Source organism: Hymenobacter qilianensis (genome assembly GCF_014489555.1).
Classification (GTDB): domain Bacteria; phylum Bacteroidota; class Bacteroidia; order Cytophagales; family Hymenobacteraceae; genus Hymenobacter; species Hymenobacter qilianensis.
Window position 1 is genome coordinate 3131961 of sequence record NZ_CP060784.1, and the last position, 18869, is coordinate 3150829.

An 18869-nucleotide genomic window follows, 5' to 3' on the forward strand; every position below is an offset into this window, starting at 1 on the left:
CTTTGCGGGTCATTCTTCTGTTTCGTGTGGCTATGCCGGCTAATCTTTCTTTGAGAACCGTTGATGTAACGCGCTATGTGACGCCCCTGCGGGAAGGTGGCTCCCTGCCAGCTTTGGCCGAAGCCGACGACGGGTTTCTGTACGTGTTGAAATTCAGAGGAGCAGGACAAGGCATCAAAGCGCTCATTGCCGAGCTCATTGTGGGCGAGCTGGCGCGGGTGATGGGCCTGCGCGTGCCGGAGCTGGTGTTCTGCCAGCTCGATGAAGCCTTCGGCCGCACCGAGCCCGACGAGGAAATTCAGGACCTGCTGCGCGCCAGCACCGGCGTCAATCTGGGGTTGCATTACTTGTCGGGCGCTATCACCTTCGACCCGCTAGTGACTGCAATCGAGCCCTATCTGGCCTCGCAAATTGTGTGGCTGGACTCGCTGACGCTGAACGTAGACCGCACGGCCCGCAACACGAATATGCTCATGTGGCACAAGGAGCTGTGGCTGATTGACCACGGCGCGGCCCTCTACGTGCACCACGCCGGCTCGGGCTGGGCTCAGCCAGACCGGCAGCGCGCTTTTGCGCAAGTAAAAGACCATGTGCTGCTGCCAAAAGCCGCTGAGCTGGCAGCCGTAAACGCCGAAAGCCGAGCGCTGCTAACAAGTGATGTTATTCGGGAGATTGTGGCTTTGGTGCCCGACGAATGGCTGCTGGAAGCTTTCTCAACGGACACCACGGCCCAGGAGCAGCGGACGGCCTATGTAGAGTTTTTGGAAGCTCGCCTTGCCGCATCAGATACCTTTGTTCAAGAAGCGCAGCATGCCCGACAAGCACTTATTTGAGTATGCCGTTCTGCGCGTGGTGCCGCGCGTGGAGCGAGAGGAGTTCCTCAACGTCGGCGTCATTGTGTACTGTCGGGCGCAGGGGTTTTTGCAAACGCAGTTTGAACTGCCCGAAGCCCGCCTGCGTGCCCTCTCCGGCGACCAGGTGGATATGCAGGAGCTAACGGAGCGCCTGAAGGCCTTCGAGCGAATCTGTAGGGGGCGTGCCGAGGGTGGGCCTATCGGTCAGTTGCCCATTGCGGAGCGGTTTCGGTGGCTTACGGCTACGCGCAGCACCGTTGTGCAAACCTCGCCCGTGCACCCCGGCCTCTGCGAAGATGCCGCCGCTACGCTGGCGCGCTTGCATGCACAGCTTGTGCAATGAAATCGCAGTCGTTTAGAGCTATGACACCAACCTGGCCGGGTAATTAACTAGTGGTGGGCGAAAAAGCCCCCCAGAAAAATTATAACCATTCTTGCGACAAGCTAAAATGCTATTCGTCAATCAACTAAACTGGTTTCGGGAGTAGAAAAGAACGTGAAAGGTAAATTATGTAAAAATCAGCCCTTGGTATGGTAGTTGGGGCTGTGGGTGCTGCGTCAGCGTTCGGGGGCGGCATTTAGCAAAATTTGGGAAAGGGAGGTAAGGTTGAGAATATCGAATAGCTATCACATTTATTATGAGAACCCCGTGGGCCGGGCCGTGAACGATCCGCTGGGTTTTGCCCGTCTCATGTATCAGGCTGGCTCGCGGCCCGAGGATGACTTTAAAGCCTTGCTAAATAACGTTACGAAGCTAATGGCTCGGCGCGAGGATGGCTGCCTACTGGTAGATCAGCGGTTGATGAGTCCTTTTACACCTGAGGAGCAGGAATACGTGATTCAGCAGTGGCTGCCGCGCTTAGTAGAGAAAGGTGGCTACCGCTATGGCGCCGTTCTGGTGGCGCAAAACGTATTCGCACGCCTGGCGACGTCTACTATAATAGCCGCCGTGCGCGACTTATCGATTACATACCAGTATTTTGAGCAGGAAGCCGAGGCCGTCAACTGGCTTATTAGTCAGCAGCGGCACGCTATAAGCGCCTAGCTCAGAGTGTAGCAACAGGACAGAAAAAAGAGGACCTGTATAACCGCGCGGCGGCTATGCAGGTCTTCTTTGCGTATGAGGGGGCTTATTCTGGTGCTGCTTATCCGTTTGCTATGAGTCAGGTATTGACTGCCGAGCCCCGTGTATCTGCCACGCGGGCGCGCATTGCCATTGCGCTATTCTTCTTTGTGTCAGGGTTTGGATTTGCTACCTGGGCCTCACGCATTCCTCTGATTCAACACCGGCTGGGGCTGAATGAAGCCCAGCTGGGGGGCGTTTTGCTGGCCCTGCCGGCTGGCCTGATGCTCACGCTGCCCGTCACGGGGCAGCTGTTGCAGCGCTTTAGTAGCCGCCATGTGATGATGGCGGGCGCAGTGCTTTATAATGTAGCCTTGGCGCTGTTGGGCTTTGCTACCCACACCTGGCAGCTGGTGGCGCTGCTCTTTTGCTTCGGCTCCTCCCGCAACCTGCTCAATCTGAGTATGAACGCGCAGTCGGTGGGTGTGCAGACGCTGTACGAGCGCTCCATTATTGCTTCTTTTCATGGTGTCTGGAGCGTGGCGGGGTTCGCGGCGGCGGGCGTGGGCACTTTGCTGATAAGAGGTGCGGTGCCTATTAGCTATCACTTTCTGGGGGTAGCGGTGCTGCTCACGGCGCTGTCGCTGGCGTTTTTCCCCAATGCGCTGGCGCTGCCTCCTTCGCCGCCGGCTACCAAATCTCGCTTTTCCTGGCCCGATAAGCCGCTGCTGAAATACGGCCTTATCACGTTCGCCTCCATGGCCTGCGAAGGCACACTCTATGACTGGACGGGCGTGTACTTTGTGCAGGCCGTGCACGCACCCAAGGAGTTAGCCACGCTGGGCTTCACGGCCTACTTAGTTGCCATGACCACAGGCCGCTTCCTCGGCGACTGGGGAGTAAGCCGTTTTGGCACCAAACCAATGCTCCAAGCCAGCGGCATCCTGATGACAACCGGCTTGCTGCTGGCTGCGGCTTTCCCAACGCCGATACTGGCCGGCCTTGGGTTTGTACTGGGCGGATTGGGCGTGTCGTGCGTGGTGCCGCTGGTGTTTGGCCTCGTGGGCAAGGCCAGCCCCGAGCGTGCCGGGGCCGCCATTGCCTCCGTCTCTACGGTAAGCTATTTCGGCTTTTTAATCGTGCCGCCGCTGGTAGGGTTTGTGGCCAAAGCCTCGGACCTGCGCTGGTCGTTTGCGCTGGTGGCGCTTTTGGGCGGACTGGTGGTCTGGCTGGTGCCTAAGCTGCGGGAAGAAGCATAAAAAAGCCCCCCAGAAGTGCAAGGAGCGTTTACCACAAGCTCAACAACGGCCTTTACCATGGTCGGAGCGTATAGGATAGCCAGCACTTCAACATAGCAGCATGGACTACATTCGCTTAGGGGCCTCAGGCCTACAGGTTTCCAGAATTTGCCTGGGCACGATGACCTACGGCACCCCCACCGACCGCTGGCCGTGGGCGCTCAACGAGGAGCAGAGCCGGCCTTTTATACAGAAGGCGTTGGAGCTGGGAATCAACTTCTTTGATACAGCCGACGTGTATTCCAACGGCGCCAGCGAAGAAGTAGTAGGCCGGGCCCTACGCGATTTTGCCTCCCGCGACGAGGTGGTTATTGCCACGAAAGTGTATAATGCCATGGGGCCGGGACCCAACGATAAAGGGCTGTCGCGCAAGCATATAATGAAGGCCATTGATGCCAGCCTCAAGCGCCTCGGCACCGACTACGTTGACCTATACCAGATTCACCGCTGGGACTACGATACGCCCATTGAGGAAACAATGGAAGCTCTGCATGATGTGGTGAAAGCGGGCAAGGCGCGCTACATTGGGGCTTCCTCCATGTTCTCTTGGCAATTTGCGCAGGCCCTGTATTTGGCCGATCTGCACGGCTGGACGCGCTTTGTGAGCATGCAGCCCCACTACAACCTGGTGTACCGCGAGGAGGAGCGCGAAATGCTGCCGCTGTGCCAGGATCAGAAAATCGGTGTGATTCCGTGGTCGCCGCTGGCGCGGGGGCTGCTCACGGGTAAGCGCAGCAAGGCGCGCAACGAAACCGAGCGCGCCCGCACCGATATCTTCGGGCAGGCGCTCTACTCCCGCGATGATGACTTCGACGTGGCCGCCCGCGTGACGGAAATCGCTGAAGCCCGCGGGCTGCCCAATGCCCAGGTGGCGCTGGCCTGGATGCTATCGAAGCCCGTGGTCACGGCCCCCATTATCGGGGCCAGCAAAACCGGACACTTGGAGGATGCCGTCGCCGCTCTGGACGTGCAGCTTTCGGAGGAAGAAATCACCCGTTTGGAAGAGCTTTATTTACCGCACCCGGTGCTGGGTTTTGCTTAAATCAATAGTTATTTCTCGGTGTTTATGGGTATGAAAACTGTTTTTCTATTGCTCTTGCTGAGCCTAGCTGCTTGCGCGCCTGAGCAGGTAAAAAATATCACCCAGCAATCGGGCGTCGATTTTAAGGCTTATAAAACCTACAACTTCATGGATGTGAATGCCCGCAACGAGGCCGATTTTCAGGGCCCTGGTACCGGCATCGAAACCCTGAAGCAAGCCGTGAGCCGCGAGATGGCGCGGCGCGGGTATCAGCAGTCGGATACGCCGGATTTGCTGGTGAATATTGGGGTCGTTATTAAAGACAAAACCCAAACCCGCCAGACGACTATTCAGGAAGCGCCCTTTTATATTGGGCAGCGCAACTACCGCTGGCAAAGCCAGGAGGTGAAAACGGGCACTTACGAAGAGGGTACCGCCACTGTGGAAGTGGTGGATGCGGCCCGTAATGAGCTGATCTGGGAAGGCTCCGTGGCCAGCGTCCTGACGCCCAAGCCCGACAAGCTGACCAAGCGCATAAACGACGCCATCAGGACCTTGTTTGATAAATACCCGGTGCCGCCCCAAAGCTAGTGCCGCCGCGAAAACTGAAAAAGCCCCCAGGTCATTTTGGAATGGTTGGGAGGCTTTTTTCAGCTTTATTGGCAGCCAGCTAGCAATTGAAACGCTGCCCGCGACCTTCTGCCGCTACCTTTGCCGGATGCATACGCTCGATCAACTGCGCGCCGGCAAGCTGGCCGGCACCACTCACCTTGACTTATCCGAAGGTCTCACGGAGTTTCCCGCTGAGATTTTTGAGCTGGCTGACACGCTCGAAATCCTCAATCTTTCCGGTAATAAGCTCTCAGATTTGCCCCCCGACCTGGGGCGGCTGCACAAGCTGCGCATTCTGTTTTGCTCCAATAACGAGTTTACCAGCGTACCCGAAGTGTTAGGTCAATGCCCGCAACTGAGCATGGTCGGGTTCAAAGCCAACCAAATTCAAACCCTGCCCGCGGCGGCGCTTACGCCAGCCCTGCGCTGGCTTATCCTCACCGACAATCAGCTGACAAATTTGCCCCCCGAGCTAGGCAACTGTAAGTATTTGCAGAAGCTTATGCTAGCTGGCAACCAGCTGACGGAGCTGCCCGCGAGCATGGCGGCCTGCACGCGGCTGGAGCTGGTGCGCATTGCTGCGAATCGGTTTAAGGCTCTGCCCGAGTGGCTGTTGTCCTTGCCGCGGCTGTCGTGGCTGGCGTATGCGGGCAACCCTTTCAGTGAGGCAGCCGAGCAGGCCGCCGTAGTCCAGCACCCCATAACCACCATCGATTGGGCAGCACTAACCTTGCAGCAGCAATTGGGCGAGGGTGCCTCGGGTGTTATCTACCAGGGGCAATGGCAGCGCGAGAATGCCTCCCCGCAGGCCGTGGCCGTGAAGCTGTTCAAAGGCGCTGTGACCAGCGACGGCCTGCCGCGCAGCGAAATGGCCGCCTGCATCAGCGCCGGCGCTCACCCAAATCTGATAGCGGTGGGGGGCAAAATTGGTGGCCATCCTGCGGGCGCTGAAGGCTTGGTGCTGGAGTTGATTGATCCAGCGTTTGGCAACCTCGCTGGCCCGCCAAGCTTCGTGACGTGCACCCGCGATATTTACGATCCCGAAACCATTTTCAGCGTGGAAGACGCGCTACATATTGCCGCTGGCATTGCCGGCGCCGCTGAGCACCTGCACGAGCGCGGCATCATGCACGGCGACTTATATGCCCACAATATTCTGACCGCGGAAGGCGGCGTCAGTATGCTCAGCGACTTCGGGGCTGCCTGTTTTTTCGACCCCGAAAATGTGGCAACCGCTCATGCGCTGCAACGCCTGGAAGTGCGGGCTTTTGGCTGCTTGCTGGAAGAATTGCTAGACCGTTGCCCGGACTCGGACGCTATCGATGGACTGAAAAACCTACAGCAGCAGTGCGCGCAGCCCAACGCGGCGGCCCGGCCACTGTTCGCCGAAATCCGGCAGGCGCTGGACCTCACCCCCGGCCCCTCTCCCCGAGGAGAGGGGAGCCAGACGATACTTAAATAGGCCATTGTTAAGCAAGGCTCCCCTCTCCTCGGGAGAGGGGCCGGGGGTGAGGTCCCGCAGCCAAACAAAAAAGCCCCCAGAGCAGCTCTGGGGGCTTTTTTCAAGATCGAAAATCAAGCTAGCTTTTCTTTTTAGCGGGGGCCTTCTTATCGGTTGGTTTGCTGGCTTTGGCCTCCGTAACGGGGAAGCCGCGCTCGCGCATCAGTGCTTCCGTTTTGGGGTCGCGGCCGCGGAACGAGCGGTAAGCCTCAGCCGGATCAACGGTGTTGCCTACGGAGAAAATCTGCTGGGTGAGACGCTTGCCCACGGCTTTGTCGTAAGGGCCGCCGGCTTCGGTGAAGGCGCCGTACGCGTCGGCGGCAATTACCACCGACCAGAGGTAGCTGTAGTAGCCAGCCGAGTAGCCATCAGACGAGAAAACGTGCGAGAACTGAGGCGTGCGGTGGCGCATGACAATCTCGCTTGGCATACCTAGCTGAGCCAACGTTTCGCGCTCAAACTTGTCGGGATCAATCTTTTGGTCGCCGGCCAGGTGCAGCTTCATATCAATGAGGGCGCTGGCCAGAAACTCGGTAGTTTCGAAGCCCTGATTGAACGTGGCTGCCTTTTCGATGCGGTCAACCAATGCTTGCGGAATGGGCTTCCCGGTTTGGTAGTGCACAGCGAATTTCTGCAATACCTGGGGCGTAGAAAGCCAGTTTTCGAGCACCTGCGACGGAAACTCTACGTAGTCGCGCACCACGCTAGTACCGGATAAAGTAGGGTAGGTGACGTTGGAAGAAAGTCCGTGCAGCGCGTGGCCAAACTCGTGAAACAACGTGGTGGCGTCGGTCCAGGAAATGAGCGTGGGCGCGCCGTCTTTCCCCTTCACGAAGTTGGAGTTGTTTGAAACGATGGTTGTGACGGGCTTGCCGTCCATGCGCTCCTGCTTACGGTAGGCGTTCATCCAGGCACCGGAGCGTTTGCCGGGGCGGGCATACGGATCGAAGTACCAAAGGCCCACCTGTTTGCCGGACGTCTTATCTTTCACCTCCCACACCTTCACATCGGGGTGGTACACGGGCACGTTGGTGACGGGGCTGAAAGTGAAGTTGAACAGCTCACCGGCTACCCAAAACATGCCTTCGCGCATCTTATCGAGCTGCAAATACTGCTTCACCTCATTCTGGTCGAGGTCATAGCGTTCTTTGCGCACTTTCTCCGCGTAGTAGCGGTAGTCCCAGGGCTCAATCTTGAAGGTAGCGCCTTCCTTTTTGGCCAACGCCTGCATGTCGGCCACTTCCTCTTTTACGCGTGCTACGGCCGGCTTCCATACTTCTTCCATCAGCGCCATGGCCTTTTCAGGCGTCTTGGCCATGGTGTTGTCGAGGCGCAGGTGAGCGTGCGTTTTGTAGCCCAGTAGCTTGGCGCGCTCAGCGCGTAATTGTAGAATCTGGGTAATGAGGGCGTTGTTGTCGTGGGCGCCGCCATTGTCGCCGCGGCTGTAGAACATGCGCCACGCTTTCTCGCGCAACTTGCGCTGGTCGGAGTAAGTCAGGAACGGATCAATGGAAGAGCGCGTGTTGGTAATCACGCCCGCGGCCGTGAGCTTGCGGTCGGCGGCAGCCTTAGCGGCATCTTCGCGCAGAGAAGCTGACAAACCACCGAGGTCGGCGGGCGTTTTCAGCACCAGCACCGAGTCGGTTTCATCGGCCAGTACGTTCTGGCTAAACTTGGTGAAGTGCCCCGCCAGCTCCTGATTGATGGCCGACAAGCGCGTCTTCGCCTTGGCATCAAGCTTGGCACCGGCACGCACAAAGTTGTTGTAATACACAAACGCCAGACGCTGCTGCTCAGGCGTCAGCTTCTGTTTGTCGGGTGAGTTGTACACCGCCTCAATGCGGCGAAACAGGGCCTCGTTCTGGGTGATCTGGTCGGAGAAGGCGGCCATCTTGGGGGCCATTTCGCGCTGCACCAACTGCACTTCGGGATTGCTCATTGTCCCGGTCCAGACGCCGTACACGGTCTGCACCTGGTCCAGGGTTTGGCCTGCCCGTTCCAGGGCGGCAATGGTGTTCTCAAAATTGGGAGCCTGCTTATTGCTGGCAATGGCCTCTATTTCCTTCAGGTTTTCGGCCATTGCAGCCTCCAGAGCCGGCTTAAACTGAGCCACTTCTACCTTATCGAAGGCTGGCACGCCGCCATAAGGACCGGCCCAGGGGGCTAGTAAGGCATTATTGTCGGGGCGGGTGGCGGTGGCGGTAAACGTGGGTGCCGCCGTTTGGGCGTGGCTGGAAGTTGGGTTCACAGAGGCAGCAAAACTGAAGGTGAAAAGAGTATTTGCCAGTAAAAGCCTACCAGGAGAAAAGAATAGTTTGGGCATGAGGTATACAGTAGTTGATAAATCAGTTTGAGCCTGAAAGGTAAGAAGGAACGGTTCGGTTCCTTTCAGCTGGCCGTAGTTTACTGCTGGCGTGAAAGCGGCCTTCCTATGTATGGTAGCCCGGCGTAGAGACGCAATAGTTGGAGTCTTGTCGTTGCTGCTGTTGTGTTATCTGAATCTTCGATACCAATCGTTCAACGGTGAGACGCAAGATGTTGCGTCTCTACAGGGCAACACAACCGATACTCATTGTGCCAGGAAAATATTTTTCTCTCCGTCTGTAACCTTGGCCAAATCGCGCAGTTACCAGCGCCGAATACGGTCGCTACTCGCATCGCCTATGTCAGTTGAAAAAATATTTTCATCCGGCTGTAACGTTTCGACTTCGTTCTGGTAATCGCCTCATTCAATACCCTGGCTCTCGTTTTTAGTAGCCTGCTAGCTTATCATTTATACAGCAAATTTCTGCTAGAAGCAGACTGATTTTTAGTAGCTGATTCCGGCCGCGCCAACCGGCCCTCACCTTTTTGTTTCAACCGCTTTTCGCGCCGCTTATTTCGGTCGCCGGTCATTATTGTGCCCAAATTTTTGGCTCCGAGAAATCTGCGCTTTCCCTTTCGCTTTCTACTCTAAAATTTCACCGCGCTATGTCTTTCAATTTTACGCTGCGTTTTTGCCTTTTGCTTGTCACTTTCGTGGCTGGGGGCATTTTGCGGTAGCCCAGCAAACGCCGGCTCCCACCAGCTCCGCCACGGCCGCTCCCAAGCGCCAGCTGCAGGCCCTGCGCATCACGGAGCCCATTAAGCTCGATGGCGAACTCAATGAAGCCATGTGGCAACAGGCCACGGTAGCCACCGATTTTATTCAGCAGCGGCCCAACCCCGGCGTACCGGAAAAGCAGAAAACCGAAGTGCGCATACTCTATGATGACGCCAACCTCTACATCGGCGCCATCATGCACGACATTAGCCCCGACTCCATTCTGCGCGAAATGACTCAGCGCGACCAGTTTGGCAACACCGATCTGTTTTCCATTTTTCTGGATACTTATAATGACAAGCTCAACGGCTACAACTTCACCGTAACAACTTCGGGCGTGCAGCTGGATGCGCGCTACTCGCCGGCCAGCGGTGAAGACTGGAACTGGAATGCCGTGTGGGATGCCCAAACCAGCCAGCGCGGCACCGACTGGATTGCCGAAATGCGCATTCCGTATTCGGCCATTCGCTTCAGCAAAGCGCCTGAGCAGCTCTGGGGGCTAAATTTTGCCCGCCAGCGCAAGCGCGACAACGCGCAGTTTTTCTGGAATGAAGTGAAGCCCGAAGTCGACGGTTTTGTAAACCAGTGGGGCGAGCTGCGCGGCATCCAAAACGTGGAGCCGCCGCTGCGTCTTTCCCTCACGCCCTACGTATCGGCCTACGTAAACCACAACCCGCTGAACGCCGACGGCACGCGCCGCACAACAACGAGCTTCAACGGCGGCGCCGACCTGAAATGGGGTATCAATGAAAGCTTCACGCTGGACGCTACGCTGGTGCCCGATTTTGGGCAGGTGCAGAGCGATAATCAGGTGCTCAACCTGTCGCCATTTGAGGTGCAGTTCAACGAAAACCGACAGTTCTTTACTGAGGGCACCGAGCTGTTCAACAAAGGCAACTTATTCTATTCACGCCGCGTGGGTGCCACGCCCATCGGCTTCTATAATGTGGCTGCGGGCGAAAATGAGAAGATCGTGCGTAACCCCACCGAAACCCGTTTGCTGAACGCTACGAAAGTATCGGGCCGCACCAGCAAAGGCTTGGGAGTTGGCTTGTTTAACGCGCTCAGCAACGACGTGTACGCCACCGTGCGCAACACCGAAACGGGGGAGGAGCGCGAGGTGCAAACTCAGCCCTTCAGCAACTACAATATTGCCGTGCTCGACCAGAGCCTGAAGAACAATTCCTACGTGAGCCTCATCAATACCAACGTCACGCGCTGGGGCAAAACCTACGACGCCAACGTAACTGGGGGCTTTTTCGCTTCGCTGACAAGAAGAACGCGTATGCCTTTGATGGCAGCGTCGTGTATTCGCGGCGGCGCGGCACCGCCTTCGGCTCCGATGACCAAGTAAGCGACCAAGACGGCTACAAATACCGTGTGGGCGTGGGCAAAATCAGCGGCAAATTTACCTGGGGCCTAAACCACGGCATTGAGTCGGATACCTACAACCCAAACGATTTGGGTATCCTGTTTGGCAACAACAAAATCACGCAGTCGCTGGACATGGGCTACTGGAAGTACAAGCCTTTTTGGAAGGTGAATAACTTCTACCTGTTTGGGCAGGCCCGCCACACGCTGTTGTATAAGCCCACGCGCTACCAAAGCACGAGCTTTTACCTGGGCGCTAACACCACGTTTACCAAGAACTTTCTGCAAGTCGGCTTCGACTTCAACGTGGACCCGCGCAACCACGATTACTTTGAGCCGCGCGTGTTTCCGCTGGGCGAATACTATGTACGCGTGCCCGGCAGCACCAGTCTGATTGTATTCTTCAATTCGGATACGCGCAAGAAGTTTGCGCTGGGCATGAACGCCGGCAACAGCACCTACGCCCTCGACGACCGCTTCGCCCGCGACCGGCGGGTAAGCTACCGGTTTGGCGCTTACCCACGCTACCGCGTAAATGACCACCTCACCTTTCGCTACAGCCTCGATTGGAGCTTTGATGGCAACCAGATTGGCTACGTAAATGGCGGAATGTCGCGCGATGAGCCTATGGATGAGCCGTTTATGGGACAGGTTATTCTCGGCCGCCGCGATGTGGCCACGGTTTCCAACGTGCTCTCGGTGGCCTACACATTCACCAACCGCATGTCGTTTACGCTGCGCACGCGCCACTACACCAGCAACGTGCGCTACGCCGACTTCTCGGCTCTGGCGCCGGGCGGCGATGAGCAGCTTGTGGACTACCGCCGCAACCGCGACAACACCTACAATGCCTTCAACGTGGACGCGGTGTACTCGTGGTGGTTTGCGCCCGGCTCCCAGATCAGCGTGGTGTGGAAGAACGCAGGCACCTCGTTTTTGCAGGCCAACGAAGCCACACCGCTCTACTTTGATAATCTCAGCAATACCATAAACACGCCCCACAATAACTCCGTCTCCGTCAAGGTGCTCTACTACCTCGACTACCTGGCCTTCCGGAAAAAATAAGGAGCCGCTTTACGTCGAAAAGCCCCCCAGCGCCGCTGTCAACCGTAGATGGCAGTGCTGGGGGCTTTTTTGTGTCGCGAATACGGGGAAAGCTGTGTACTCGCAAATGGTAATTGCCGTACAAGCTGCTGCCAGCTCTGCCAGTTTTCAAACCAGATTTTTGCTTCCTTATGTCGTCCTTTTTAGAAGAATTTCTGCGTAACCCAGCCGTAGTGGGCTCCATGGTGCCCAGCTCCCGCGAGCTAACCGGGAAAGTAATGGCGCCCATCGACTTTGGCAGCGCCCGCTGCATTGTGGAGTACGGCCCCGGCACGGGCGTTTTTACAGATATACTTATTCAGCGCCGCAAAGCCGAAACGGCCATAGTGCTAATCGAAGTAAACCGCCGTTTCAGCCAGATGCTGAAGGAGCGCTACTCAGGCCAACCCAACGTACACATCATCCACGGCTCAGCCGACAAAACCGGCGAATACTTGCAGAAACTGGGTTTGGATACCGTCGATTATGTGGTGTGCGGCTTGCCATTTTCTTCCCTGCCGCGCCGCCTGGGCTGGCGCATTATGCAGCAAACCCAGCAGGTGCTACTGCCTGATGGTAAGCTCATTCTGTTTCAGTATTCTCTCCAGAACAAACGCCTGTTCGAGCGCTTTTTTCGCCTACTCGACGATACGTATGTACTGCTGAATATCCCGCCCGCTCACGTTCTGGTTTACACCCCCGAAACGACCGTTGCCGCCACCAATGCCACTGAAGTGGTGCAGAATAGCTCGGCCAACGTGCCAGCCTAGGCGTGCTTACTTTTGCGTACGCTTAATGCAGCCAATTCACCCTCTTTTTCGCTAGTATGAGTTTATTAACCGTTTCAGGAATTACACTGCGAGAAAAAGAGAAGTACATTCTAAATGACGTCAGCTTCAGCCAGCAAAAACAACAGAAAATAGCCCTGGCCGGCGAAACCGGAGCGGGCAAAAGCACCCTTCTCCAGACCATTGCCGGCCTAGTGCAGCCCGATGCTGGCGAAGTATGGTTTGATGGTCGGAAAGCCAAAGGTCCGGCCGAACAATTGATGCCCGGCAACCCGGGAATTTCGTACCTGTCGCAACAGTTTGAGCTGCCTAAATTTTTGCGGGTGGAGCAGGTGCTGAAATACGCCAATAAGCTGTCGGCAGAGGAGGCCCACACGCTGTTTGAAGTGTGTCGAATAGACCATCTGGGCGGGCGCCGCACCGACCAGCTATCCGGCGGCGAAAGGCAGCGGATTGCCCTGGCAAAACTGCTGCTTTCCTCACCCCAATTGCTGCTGCTGGATGAGCCGTTTTCCAACCTGGATATGGTGCATAAAAATATCCTGAAATCTGTGATTCAGGATATCGGCGAGAAGCTGCAAATCACCTGTATTCTCATCTCCCACGATCCGCTGGATACGCTTTCGTGGGCTGATGAGATAGTGGTGATGCATGGGGGGCAAATCGTGCAAAAAGGCCCCCAAACCACATTTACAACCAGCCCGTCAATGAGTATGTAGCGGGACTTTTTGGTACCTATAATCTGATAACAAGCGTCGCTCAGGCAAAGGCTTTAGCAGCGGCGGCCGGAGTGAAAAGCAAGCGTAAAACGATGCTGATTCGGCCGGAGAATTTCAGCTTAGATCTCGTCAATACGGGCGGCCTTTCGGGTGAGGTGCAAAAGGTGCGTTTCTTCGGTTCGTATTCCGAAATTGACATTCAATTCGCTGGTAGTATCGTTAAGGTTCGCACCAGCGTAGGCCGCGCAACCCCCGGCGATACAGTTGGCCTTTCGCTGACCGCTGACGCCGTCTGGTATTTAGAGAATTGAAGGTCAAAACGCAGGCCTAAAGCAGCAGCGTAATCGGTAGAAACAAGATGGCCTATTTGTAGCGCTATGAGTTGGTGTTTTCCCGTTGACTATGGTTTGATATTCTGTCACTTTTCCGGCCCATCAAGTGAGAAAAATACGCTTCGTATGCTGCATACTGGCACTGCTGACAATTGCGGCTTGCGCCACGGCCCAAACAACGCCTAAGGTGCTGAATACTTACCGTAATAAAGCAGTAGTGGTGAGCAAGCCAGCGCTTATAACTACACCGCTTGGCGCTGAGGCACCAAATGGGTTTCTGGGGCGTACCTCCGCGTTTCGCAACCGGGAAATGTCGGTGATGGTAACGCTGACCCGGCCACTTTCCAAGGCAGAGACGCTACGCTATACCGAAACCAAATCGTCGGTGCGGGTAATCTGCGCAAGCGTCACTGTATATGACGCCAACGGTACGCTGATGGCGATGGGTGAAAAGTGCACCCTGGTGCCCGGAGAAAAGAAGTAGAACAATTTTGTAAGTTACTGACTAAGAGAGTAATAATGAGTGTAATAAGCTTAATTCAACTGTTTTTACGGGCATGAGCTGTTGGTTATGCGCTTTTACGGGGAAGCTTCTTTAGGTAGCTGAGAATGGCTTTGCGGAAAGCTTCGGGCTGCTCTACAAAGGGTACGTGGCCGGTTTGCAGCTGCGCTACTTGCTGGTTGGGAAAGCGGAACATCTTGTAATGGTCTGGCCCAACGGCATAGTCCTTGGCGCCGGTGATAATCAGCACGGGTACTTTAATTTGGGGAGTAAGGGCGGTGAAATCCTTGCGGTAGTCAGGGAGGCTGAAGCCGTAGCTGCCAAATTCGCCCGTGCCGGGGTTGCCCTTGTCGGCTTCGGTTACCTTTTGATGGCCGGCCTCGGTCTGATACTGAAGCTTGAACCAGATATTTTGCTCGCTCAGGTAGGGCATGAGCATACCGAAGCGCTCATCTAGGGGCTTGCTCTCGTCGAGGTAAGGAGCTTTATCGGGCAAAGTCACGAAGTTCAAACCATTTGTGAGCGTGCTTTTCATTGCTTCGTGAAGGCTGAGCGTACTATTCACGAGCACCAGGCCGCGCACGTGCTGAGGGTAGCGCGCGGCGTATTCCGTAGCGATGGTGCCGCCAAAAGAGTGCGCCATTACCACCCAGGTGTCGAGGCCCAGCTGCTGGCGAAGCTCTTCCATATCCTGCACCATGCGGTCGAGAGAGTAGTTCTTATTCGGGTCGTTGGCGGAGCGGCCACTGCCGCGCTGGTCGTACCAGATCACCTGCAGCTTATCCTCCAGACTAGGACCCGCCAGGGTTTCCGGCATGCCGCTCCAGGCACCCGGTCCGCCGTGCACAAACACGCAGGGAATGCCCTGCCCCGAGATTTTAGTGTAAAGCTTTAAGCCGTCGCTGGTGGTAATAGTGGGGGTGCCATTGGCGAGCGGAGTAGAACGGCCGCCGGCGAGTAAGAAAGTGGGCAGCAATAGTGCCCAAAGTAAAAGTGCATAGGTGTAGCCGGGGCGGAAGGAGTAGGCCATACAGGAAAGGTGGGTTAGGGAGAGAAAAGGAGTGGCAAAACGGGTTGCACGGCCACTACTGCTTACAGCAAAACCAGCCGGCAGAGCAGGGCCGCGAGATGCCAATAATCAGTCACGGAAAGTGGCTGGGGGGCAAATCAGCCTACAAAAATAAAAAAAGCCACCTGACTTTATATGCTTCTGAATACCTGGCCCAAGGGGGAATTGGGCACGCTTATCAGCAGGTTCACCCTACCAAAAAAGCCCCCAGCGCAAGGATGACAGGCGGGCCGGTGACGGATGGCACGGCCGGAAGGGGTTTGCGCTAATGCGCTAAACGGGCTACGACAAAACCAGTGGAGAATGGTTGTGTCGTAGCCCGTCAATTGAACTTCCGAAATACGCTTCTAATACGTCTCCGGGTGGAAGGTGAGCACCGGCGCTTTGGCTTGCACGGCTACGCTTTCGGCCGTGCTGCCGCCGTGCAGGAAGTGCCAGAGACCCGTGCGGCCGTGGGAGAGCATCACCACCAAGTCGGCGTGCGACTGCTCGGCGTAGCGCGGCACCCCGATGCTCACCTGGGGGGCATTTACCACGTCGGGCTCGTAGTTGAGAATGTGGTGACGGTCGGCGAAGGCGTGAATACGGTCGATGGCGTTGGAGTAATCCTCCGCGCGGGTGACGACGTCGAGCAGGTGCAGCGTGGCTTCGGGGAAGGCCGCGCACACCTGCCGCAAGCTCTTGACGGCGCGGTCGGCTTCCTGCGAGAAATCGGAGGCAAAAACGATGGAGCGCACCTCGAAATGAGGCGCAGGCAGCTTCACCGTAAGCACCGGACAAGGCGCCAGGCGCACCAGCCGCTCGGCGTGCGAATCCATCTCAAATAAATGCAGGAACGCCGGCGCGTGTATATGGGCCCCAATTACTACCAGATCCATGTGCTGCTCGCGGATAACTTCCAGAATAGCCTCGTCTACGTTACCGGTCGCTACCTGGTCGTGCACCGTTACTTCGGGGCAATGCGGGCCATTTCGGCAATCAGCTGGCGCATGCGGTGCTTGGTACGCTGGAGCAGCTCCACCATAAATACGCCGTGCAGCGATGCTCCGCTCGATACACCGCCAGTAGTTACCATACCACTGCCGGCCGACGAATCCACTACGTGCAACAACGTAATCTGCCCATGCGTGCGGTGGGCCAACTGCATAGCCACCTCGAAGGCGTTGTGCGCTTCGGGGGAAAAGTCCGTAGGTACAAGGATATTTTGCATGACAGTAAGGGGAGAAAAGGGTGTATACAAATGCTGCACGCGCCGGTGAGGCTGGTGTAATAATTTACATATTATACTTCAATAAAACAATATTAGAGCTCCACTTTATGCTCCGCCCATTATCTTCCTGTGCTATCTCAATCGGCTGATAGTGAAACATAAACGGGGAATTTCTTCTCAAAAGAGCTGGATGTGCCAGCTGCCCCGGGCCAGCCGTCGCAGCAGCGGCAAAAGCAGATCGATGCGACAAAGAATAGTAGTCAGGTAGCAGCTTGCGCGTACGGCCGCGCTGGGGGGCTTTTTTGTTGAGTCTGGCTTTCACGCAGCAACCCTCAAGCAGCCCCAGCTGCGGTGTCAGCTGGGGCTGCTTGAGGGTTGCTGATAAAGCGGGGCTTTTTACTTGGTTGAAAGCTGCATTTAGATAACTACACACTCCACAGTTGCAACCCCAGCCAGCCATACGTTCCCAACACCGTGGCCACCAGGCCCAGGGCACCATAGGTGAGCAGCAGGTACCAGGCCACCACACGGCTGCGGAACAGGCGGAAGCGGCGCACCGTCAGAATCAGGCCCCAGAGCGTGAGCACGGTGAAGGCCAGCGGCGCCACAAAGAGCAGCACGCTTTGGATGCTCAAGCGCCCGGCCGCCGCCACATTGCCCCCCAGGCTGCCTAGGGCAAACCCCAGTGTTATCAGTGCTACCGTGGCCAGCAGCGGCAGTAGGCGCGGTAGCAGCTGTATGCGCGGCAGTTGTTTGCGCAAAGCATAAATCAGCCAGATCAGTCCCGCCACGCTGGATGTGGTAGCCAGCAGGATACTAAGCCAGAACAACGTAGGTGGCAGCCACCACCAGATGCCCGCCTTGAGCGCGTAGCCCTGGGGTGATATCAGCACCAGCTCCCCGTCGCGGTCTTTGGTTAAAGCCACGCTCGGCAGGGTTTGGCCGCTGAGCCGGAAAGTGAGCGGGCCGGTAGCCAGCAGCGTGTCGGGGTCGCCGAAGAGGGGCTTGAGCGTGAGCAGCTGCCCGTGTCTTTCCAAAGAAATGCCCCCCAGCAGGTGAGTGCTAAAGCCCGTTAGCGCGTTGCGGGGTGCAGCGCTCTGGTAGTGACCTAGGTAGGGAGCAATGGCTGCCGTGTCAAGAGCCAGCATGGGCGCTGTAGGCGGCGTGGGTTGGTCGCGCAGCAGAAAATCCCGCACCAGGGTACTAATGGAAGTGAGTGGCTTCGAGCCGTTGTTGGATAGGGCATAACCCAGGCCCAGCTCCCGGTTGTAGGCAAACGTGGAGATAAAACCCTCGATGCCCCCATTATGCCCACGAAACGGAGCCTTGCCTTTTTTGTTGACGATGGTGTTGGCAAGGCCATAGCCGGTTTGCAGGCCGGCGCTGGCTTCGAGGGGGCTATGCACGGTTTCCATTTCGCGCAGACTGGCAGGCTGGAGCAGGGCCGTACCGCTAGGGGTGCGGAAGTCGCGAAGAAAGAACTGTACCCACTGGGCCATGTCGGTAGCTGAGGCGCTCATGGAGCCCGCCGGCCCTGCATAAATGGGTAATAGGGGTACGGGGTGGTAACCGCCGTCGTCGTAAACATAGCCACGGGCCAGCTTCGGATCTGAGTCTTGGCGCAGGGCCGCAGTGGCTTCAGGCATATCCAGGGGGCGCAGCACGTTTTTGGCGAGGTAGTGCTCATACGGCTCCCCGCTCAGCTTTTCGAGCAGATATCCGGCCACCAGATAGCCGGGATTGGAGTACGACATTCGCTCACCGGGCCGCCAGCGGCAACGCAGCTCCTTGCGAAAAATCTGGACTGCGGCCGCGCCGCGTGGGTCGGTGGGCGTGGTGTTGTAGACGTGGTTAATCTGCATGTCGTCGAAGCCGGCGGTATGCTCCAACACGTGCACCACGCGCACTGGATCGGTAGCTTCCCAGGGGTTGTCGATGGGTACCTCAGGGGCAATCTTTCGCAGCTCGTCGTTGAGACTCAGCTTGCCTTGCTCCACCAGCTGTAGCAACCCTACTACAATAAAAGGTTTGGTAACAGATCCCACCCGAAACAGAGTGTGCGGCGTTACGGGTTTTTTCTGCTCTACATTGGCCAGCCCCAGCCCGCCCGCATACAGCACCGAGTCGCGGCTAACCATGGTGAGCAGCAACCCCGGAATATGCTCCCGCCGCATGATGCGCTCGATGGAATCGGTAAGCTGAGGAATGGTGGTAATTGGCTTAGCTGATTGTTGAGCGTAGGCGGAAAAGCAAGGCCCCAGCAGCGCCAGAAGCAGAAGTAGTTTTTTCACGATAAGCGCAGCGGTTAGGGGATAGCAACGCTGGAAGATAGCGGTTTTACTATTTGTATCAGAAGGATAAGTA

Annotated in this window: 15 protein-coding genes and 2 pseudogenes; 12 read left to right on the top strand and 5 right to left on the bottom strand. The window is 56.8% G+C overall.

The window, feature by feature from the left end; genetic code table 11:
• Positions 1 to 32: 32 nt before the first annotated feature.
• From H9L05_RS14390 to H9L05_RS14420, 7 genes are all read left to right on the top strand, one after another.
• Positions 33 to 833: a HipA family kinase gene (locus H9L05_RS14390; RefSeq protein ID WP_187731548.1), complete on the top strand. Its 801-nt coding sequence runs from the start codon at positions 33 to 35 to the stop codon at positions 831 to 833.
• On the top strand, positions 811 to 1197 hold the full coding sequence (locus tag H9L05_RS14395; protein ID WP_187731549.1) for a DUF3037 domain-containing protein: 387 nt from the start codon (positions 811 to 813) through the stop codon (positions 1195 to 1197). The genes H9L05_RS14390 and H9L05_RS14395 overlap by 23 nt, the downstream gene beginning before the upstream one ends.
• Positions 1198 to 1461: 264 nt before the next feature.
• Positions 1462 to 1899: a SpoIIAA family protein gene (locus H9L05_RS14400; protein ID WP_187731550.1), complete on the top strand. Its 438-nt coding sequence runs from the start codon at positions 1462 to 1464 to the stop codon at positions 1897 to 1899.
• Positions 1900 to 1955: 56 nt separating this feature from the next.
• A complete protein-coding gene (locus tag H9L05_RS14405; RefSeq protein WP_223284453.1) occupies positions 1956 to 3176 on the top strand; it encodes an MFS transporter in 1221 nt (406 codons plus the stop codon).
• 100 nt (positions 3177 to 3276) lie between these two features.
• Complete coding sequence (locus H9L05_RS14410; protein WP_187731551.1) at positions 3277 to 4257, top strand: aldo/keto reductase; 981 nt, start codon at positions 3277 to 3279, stop codon at positions 4255 to 4257.
• A gap of 30 nt (positions 4258 to 4287) precedes the next feature.
• Positions 4288 to 4827, top strand: coding sequence for a DUF4136 domain-containing protein (locus tag H9L05_RS14415; RefSeq protein ID WP_187731552.1), 540 nt, complete (start codon positions 4288 to 4290; stop codon positions 4825 to 4827).
• A gap of 127 nt (positions 4828 to 4954) precedes the next feature.
• Positions 4955 to 6310 carry a leucine-rich repeat-containing protein kinase family protein gene (locus tag H9L05_RS14420; RefSeq protein WP_187731553.1) on the top strand — a complete coding sequence of 452 codons (1356 nt, stop codon included), beginning with the start codon at positions 4955 to 4957 and terminating at the stop codon, positions 6308 to 6310.
• Positions 6311 to 6428: 118 nt separating this feature from the next.
• On the opposite strand, the gene H9L05_RS14425 is transcribed toward H9L05_RS14420, so the two are convergent.
• Positions 6429 to 8597 (bottom strand): M3 family metallopeptidase, encoded by a 2169-nt coding sequence (locus H9L05_RS14425; protein ID WP_223284454.1) that lies wholly within the window; start codon positions 8595 to 8597, stop codon positions 6429 to 6431.
• Positions 8598 to 9345: 748 nt separating this feature from the next.
• Here H9L05_RS14425 and H9L05_RS23815 point away from each other — a divergent pair.
• From H9L05_RS23815 to H9L05_RS14450, 5 genes and pseudogenes are all read left to right on the top strand, one after another.
• Positions 9346 to 11867, top strand: a pseudogene (locus H9L05_RS23815) (DUF5916 domain-containing protein).
• A gap of 170 nt (positions 11868 to 12037) precedes the next feature.
• A complete protein-coding gene (locus H9L05_RS14440; protein WP_187731557.1) occupies positions 12038 to 12655 on the top strand; it encodes a class I SAM-dependent methyltransferase in 618 nt (205 codons plus the stop codon).
• Between the two features lie 56 nt (positions 12656 to 12711).
• Positions 12712 to 13197, top strand: a pseudogene (locus H9L05_RS14445) (ATP-binding cassette domain-containing protein); the annotation flags it as partial.
• A 266-nt stretch (positions 13198 to 13463) separates the two neighbouring features.
• Positions 13464 to 13703 carry a TOBE domain-containing protein gene (locus H9L05_RS23820; RefSeq protein WP_223284456.1) on the top strand — a complete coding sequence of 80 codons (240 nt, stop codon included), beginning with the start codon at positions 13464 to 13466 and terminating at the stop codon, positions 13701 to 13703.
• 127 nt (positions 13704 to 13830) lie between these two features.
• Positions 13831 to 14208, top strand: coding sequence for a hypothetical protein (locus H9L05_RS14450; RefSeq protein ID WP_187731558.1), 378 nt, complete (start codon positions 13831 to 13833; stop codon positions 14206 to 14208).
• Positions 14209 to 14293: 85 nt separating this feature from the next.
• Here H9L05_RS14450 and H9L05_RS14455 read toward each other — a convergent pair whose 3' ends face one another.
• The 4 genes from H9L05_RS14455 to H9L05_RS14470 all read right to left on the bottom strand — a co-directional run bounded on the left by H9L05_RS14455 (position 14294) and on the right by H9L05_RS14470 (position 18796).
• A complete protein-coding gene (locus tag H9L05_RS14455; protein ID WP_187731559.1) occupies positions 14294 to 15256 on the bottom strand; it encodes an alpha/beta fold hydrolase in 963 nt (320 codons plus the stop codon).
• A 386-nt stretch (positions 15257 to 15642) separates the two neighbouring features.
• Positions 15643 to 16239, bottom strand: coding sequence for a universal stress protein (locus H9L05_RS14460; protein WP_187731560.1), 597 nt, complete (start codon positions 16237 to 16239; stop codon positions 15643 to 15645).
• 2 nt (positions 16240 to 16241) lie between these two features.
• Positions 16242 to 16505, bottom strand: a complete 264-nt coding sequence (locus H9L05_RS14465; protein WP_187731561.1) for a universal stress protein — start codon at positions 16503 to 16505, stop codon at positions 16242 to 16244.
• A 425-nt stretch (positions 16506 to 16930) separates the two neighbouring features.
• Positions 16931 to 18796, bottom strand: a complete 1866-nt coding sequence (locus H9L05_RS14470; RefSeq protein WP_187731562.1) for a serine hydrolase domain-containing protein — start codon at positions 18794 to 18796, stop codon at positions 16931 to 16933.
• Between the last annotated feature and the right edge of the window lie 73 nt (positions 18797 to 18869).

What these genes read in the sequence shown, in the direction of transcription:
- H9L05_RS14390 (WP_187731548.1), top strand. Translation starts at nt 33, where the DNA reads ATGCCGGCTAATCTTTCTTTGAGAACCGTTGATGTAACGCGCTATGTG.
- H9L05_RS14395 (WP_187731549.1), top strand. Translation starts at nt 811, where the DNA reads ATGCCCGACAAGCACTTATTTGAGTATGCCGTTCTGCGCGTGGTGCCG.
- H9L05_RS14405 (WP_223284453.1), top strand. Translation starts at nt 1,956, where the DNA reads ATGCAGGTCTTCTTTGCGTATGAGGGGGCTTATTCTGGTGCTGCTTAT.
- H9L05_RS14410 (WP_187731551.1), top strand. Translation starts at nt 3,277, where the DNA reads ATGGACTACATTCGCTTAGGGGCCTCAGGCCTACAGGTTTCCAGAATT.
- H9L05_RS14415 (WP_187731552.1), top strand. Translation starts at nt 4,288, where the DNA reads ATGAAAACTGTTTTTCTATTGCTCTTGCTGAGCCTAGCTGCTTGCGCG.
- H9L05_RS14420 (WP_187731553.1), top strand. Translation starts at nt 4,955, where the DNA reads ATGCATACGCTCGATCAACTGCGCGCCGGCAAGCTGGCCGGCACCACT.
- H9L05_RS14440 (WP_187731557.1), top strand. Translation starts at nt 12,038, where the DNA reads ATGTCGTCCTTTTTAGAAGAATTTCTGCGTAACCCAGCCGTAGTGGGC.
- H9L05_RS14455 (WP_187731559.1), bottom strand. Translation starts at nt 15,256, where the DNA reads ATGGCCTACTCCTTCCGCCCCGGCTACACCTATGCACTTTTACTTTGG.
- H9L05_RS14465 (WP_187731561.1), bottom strand. Translation starts at nt 16,505, where the DNA reads ATGCAAAATATCCTTGTACCTACGGACTTTTCCCCCGAAGCGCACAAC.